We start from the raw sequence: 4,331 nt of genomic DNA on the forward strand, positions 1-4,331 counted from the left end.
AAGGGAAACATTAGAAGACCTATGTTGGTTATCTCAACTAGTCAATATTACAGAAATACCGGACTCATAATCGGTATGCCAATCACTCATAAAAAGTATTCACGAATAGATATTTTAATTCCACTTGAAGACCCGAAGAGTGGAATTAATGGTTCAGTAATCACTTATCAAATGCAAAACTTCGATTTTCAAGCTCGTCATGGCAAAATTGTAGGGAAAGTAAACCATCATTTCATTCAACAAATACTTCCAATTGCTGTAGGTGCTTTTGGAATTGATTTGTAATGGTGTTTAAACCCTGTTCTTTTCTATAACTTTAACAAGTAAAACTAAATTGCAAAGCTTAGAAATGCATATTTGAGAACCCTTAAACTCAACTCAACCACGAATCATACCAAAACTTCTTCTTCGTAATCACGTCCTGCGCCACTTTGGCCAGGGCTTTTTCTTTGGCGTAAAATGCGTACCCGTCAACTTTCTGCTGGAAGGCTGCTGCCAAATTGGCCAACTCATCTTTGTCGGTAAATACCCATTTCAAAGCATCCAACTCCGACAAGATCAGCATCAAGCTAATAGCATCCTGGTTGACTTTCGCACCATCAATCTGATGGCGCAGATAATCTCGGACCTGTCTTCGAGCAGCATCAGTTGGCAGATAAATAGCGTGGGTGTCCAAATTAGTCTTAACCAATTTCTTGTCAACCAAACCATCAGCAAACAGACCGGTGCCAAGCCCGTCATAAATCTGGTTGGCGATATCCCAGCTGGTGATGATGGCCAATTGTGTCGGCATGTCATGTCCCTGCTGAATTTCGTCCGTTAATTCTGACTTGAAAATATTCAGATAATCTGGCAGTTCAGCAAACTTCTGGTCATCTTTGATTGAAATAACATCCCCAATTTCCAAAACACCTTGATCGACTAAATCAAACAAGGCGGCCAGCACAAAATAAGCCTGGGCAGTAAATCGCGTTCGCAACATCGGCTTCTTGCCGATTCTTTCAGTTAACAACAAATATTTTTTTGCAGTGGTCAGTTCCACATGAATCCCTCCAACTTGAATCAACTCGTGAATTAACACTTTAATTCTATGGCAAAAGATGTGAAAACCCTAGTATTTACTTTCAAACACACAGTATTGAATTTTTTGATCAAATAACGGTATGGTGGGTTTAGTGAGAAATCAGGACGCTCCACTTTGTAACCTTGTATCCCCTTAGGAGCGTATGCTACGATAATCTCAACGAAAGGACTGACAAATTTGGCCAAACTACCTACATATCAGCAGGATCACCAAACCATCATTTTTAAAAATTCAGCACGTGAGATTCAATTAACAATTATCACACCAGAAATTATTCGCGTATATGAAAATCACAGTGAAAGCGGCACTTCATATGCTATTGAGGGCGACAAGCAGAAACCAACTGACTATCGCATCATTCAAAAGCCTGATCATTACGAAATTAGTACCAGTGCCCTAACCATCAAGATGGATGCCGCCATGCACCTTGATGCCTATGATAGCAACAATCATCCACTGATCATAGATTACCGCGGCAGTCGAACGCCATTGGACCGTGGAATTGACGAGGAACACAAAAAGTTTGTCCAAGAAGAGGGCCACAATGTTCCGGGTGCCGACGATCAAAACAACCCTCACTATTTCCAAGTCGTGAAAGATCTGGCGGCTGATGAACAGATCTACGGCCTCGGAGACAAAACTGGTTACATGAACAAACGTGGCTATGAGTACGATGACTGGAACACCGATAATCCCGCTCCCCATTTGGAGAATTTCACCAGATTATACAAGTCAATTCCAGTGATAATTGGCCTCAAAGCCGGGCATCCCTATGGCCTATTCTTCGACAATCCTTACCGCAGTCACTTTGATTTCGGCAAAGAAAATCCGGACTATTATTTCTACTCAGCTGAGGACGGCAACCTCAACTACTATCTGATTGGTGGTAAAACCCTTAAAGCCGTCGTCACCAACTACACCTACCTCACTGGCCGAACCCCGCTACCGCAAAAATGGACACTAGGTTATCAGCAATCACGCTGGGGATATTCCGCCAGCCAGAAAATGGTTCAGGGGATTGTTGATAAAATGCAACAATCCGACCTGCCCTTTGATGCGATCCACTTGGATATTGATTATATGCAGGGCTACCGGGTCTTTACTTGGGACGATGCCGCTTACGCCGGTAATCCAAAGAAGTTTGTGACCAATTTAAAGAATCAGGGGAAAAAGATCGTAGCCATCATTGATCCAGGCGTCAAAAAGGACCCCGGCTACAAGATTTATGATCAAGGGATTCAGAATGATTACTTCGTCAAGGACCTACAAGGCAAGGTCTACGTCAATCAAGTGTGGCCAGGAGATGCCGTTTTCCCAGATTTTGGCCGGACAGCCGTCCAAGACTGGTGGGGCAAAAATGACCAATTTCTCACGGACATGGGCGTCGCTGGGATCTGGAATGATATGAACGAGCCGGCTTCGTTTCAGGGTGAAATCCCCCAAGACATCGTCTTTAGCGATCATGGTCGGCCTTCAACCCATAAGAAAATGCACAACGTTTACGGTCATAACATGGCTAAAGCAACTTACGAGGGTGTGAAAAGGGCAACCGGCAGACGGCCGTTTGTCATCACCCGAGCTGCTTACTCAGGAACGCAGAAATATTCAACCGTTTGGACCGGCGATAATCACAGTATTTGGCCCCACTTACAGCTCTTAATTCCACAGCTGTGTAACCTGGGAATGAGCGGCTTTACTTTTGCCGGGACCGATATTGGTGGTTTTGGTTCGGACACCACCCCGGAACTTCTGACCCGCTGGATTGAGGCGGCCATCTTCAGTCCACTACTGCGAAATCATAGTGCAATGGGAACCCGCGCACAAGAACCGTGGGCCTTTGGTGAACCAACCCTCTCCATTTATCGTAAGTTTTTAAAGCTGAGATACCGATTCATCCCTTACCTATACGACCTATTTGCCCGCGAATCAAAAAATGGCCTGCCACTTATGCGGCCACTGGTTTTGAATGATGAAAATGACCCCCGCGTCCGCAATATTAACGATCAATACATGGTCGGTGATTCTGTACTGGTCGCACCAATCGTTCAGCCATCGCAAAGGAAACGGCTGGTTTATCTGCCGGCAGGAAAATGGCTTGATTTCTGGAATCACCAGGAATATGACGGCCAGCAAGACATTGTTGTCGATGCACCACTGGATAAACTGCCGTTATTTATCAAGAAGGAAACGATCCTACCTTGGGGACCAGAAGTCAACCAGATTTCAGAAACTCCTGACACGACAATGACATTCAACGTCTACGGTGATTCTGGCAGCTATCATCATTATCAGGATAATGGCTTGGACTTCAAGTATCAGCAGGGCGAGTTCAACGATTATCTGATTAACGTCGACCAGGACCAGGTTAGCGTCAAACTCGTCCATCAAGGCTTTCAACCAGTGTACCAACACGTCACGGTTAATCTTAAAAATCAGTCAATCACGTTGGACTATCATTCAGATACAGAAGACTACAAATAAAAAGATCTTTGGTAAACCAGTGTGTAAGCTGGCTTATCAAAGATCTTTTTAATTACTGAAACTTGAAAGCTAATAATCACGCCAAAGGCGTGTGGTTATTGGCTTTTTTGGCAAAAAAATAAACGCAAGCTCTCCTGCGTTGTATACTTTAGTCGACCAAAACCAAGATACAAAGGAGACTTACGTCATGAATATTATAAGACAAAAAAATACAGAAAACGAGCTTCACAATATTGTTCATCAATTTACTTCCCTCATTGGTCTATCTAAACTCACCAAGTTGGTGAATTATCGCCGGAATTCAGAAATCAGCTTGATGAAGGTCATTGAATGGCTGCTCACGACAAAGTTCCTGGGACGCTCGCTTTATCGAGCCCATGAAACTCCTAACTTTACCAGTCGCACCGTCAGAAATAATTTGAACGATGGCCGGATCAATTGGCAACGCTTGATTTGTCAAGTTGGGAGTCATTTAATCAAGCATTTACGACCGTTTATTGACCGCCGGCGGCGGTTAGCATTGATCATTGACGATACACTCTTTTCCCGTGAGTACGCCACCCAAACCGAATTACTAGCGCGAGTCTTTGACCATGACAAACAGTTATATATTAAGGGATACCGGGCTTTAACTTTGGGTTGGAGTGACGCCAATACATTCTTACCGATCAACTTTGCATTAATGTCTTCCAAGAAGCCACAAAACGTCCTTGGAAAATCAGCTAAAACAACCGATCAACGAACAATTGCTGGCCGGAGACGTCGC

Annotated in this window: 4 protein-coding genes; 3 read left to right on the forward strand and 1 reads right to left on the reverse strand. The window is 43.9% G+C overall.

The window, feature by feature from the left end; all coding sequences use genetic code 11:
- On the forward strand, positions 1 to 285 hold a 285-nt coding region (locus LPKJCM_RS00770; protein WP_087069497.1), incomplete at its 5' end, for a type II toxin-antitoxin system PemK/MazF family toxin.
- 88 nt (positions 286 to 373) lie between these two features.
- On the opposite strand, the gene LPKJCM_RS00775 is transcribed toward LPKJCM_RS00770, so the two are convergent.
- Positions 374 to 1,042: a hypothetical protein gene (locus LPKJCM_RS00775; protein ID WP_057961527.1), complete on the reverse strand. Its 669-nt coding sequence runs from the start codon at positions 1,040 to 1,042 to the stop codon at positions 374 to 376.
- 219 nt (positions 1,043 to 1,261) lie between these two features.
- Between LPKJCM_RS00775 and LPKJCM_RS00780 the strand changes: the two genes are divergently transcribed.
- Complete coding sequence (locus LPKJCM_RS00780; RefSeq protein ID WP_057961526.1) at positions 1,262 to 3,565, forward strand: glycoside hydrolase family 31 protein; 2,304 nt, start codon at positions 1,262 to 1,264, stop codon at positions 3,563 to 3,565.
- A gap of 187 nt (positions 3,566 to 3,752) precedes the next feature.
- The coding region (locus LPKJCM_RS00785; protein ID WP_165758547.1) for a transposase at positions 3,753 to 4,331 on the forward strand (579 nt) is incomplete at its 3' end.

It is taken from the genome of Lentilactobacillus parakefiri, assembly GCF_002157585.1.
GTDB lineage: Bacteria > Bacillota > Bacilli > Lactobacillales > Lactobacillaceae > Lentilactobacillus > Lentilactobacillus parakefiri.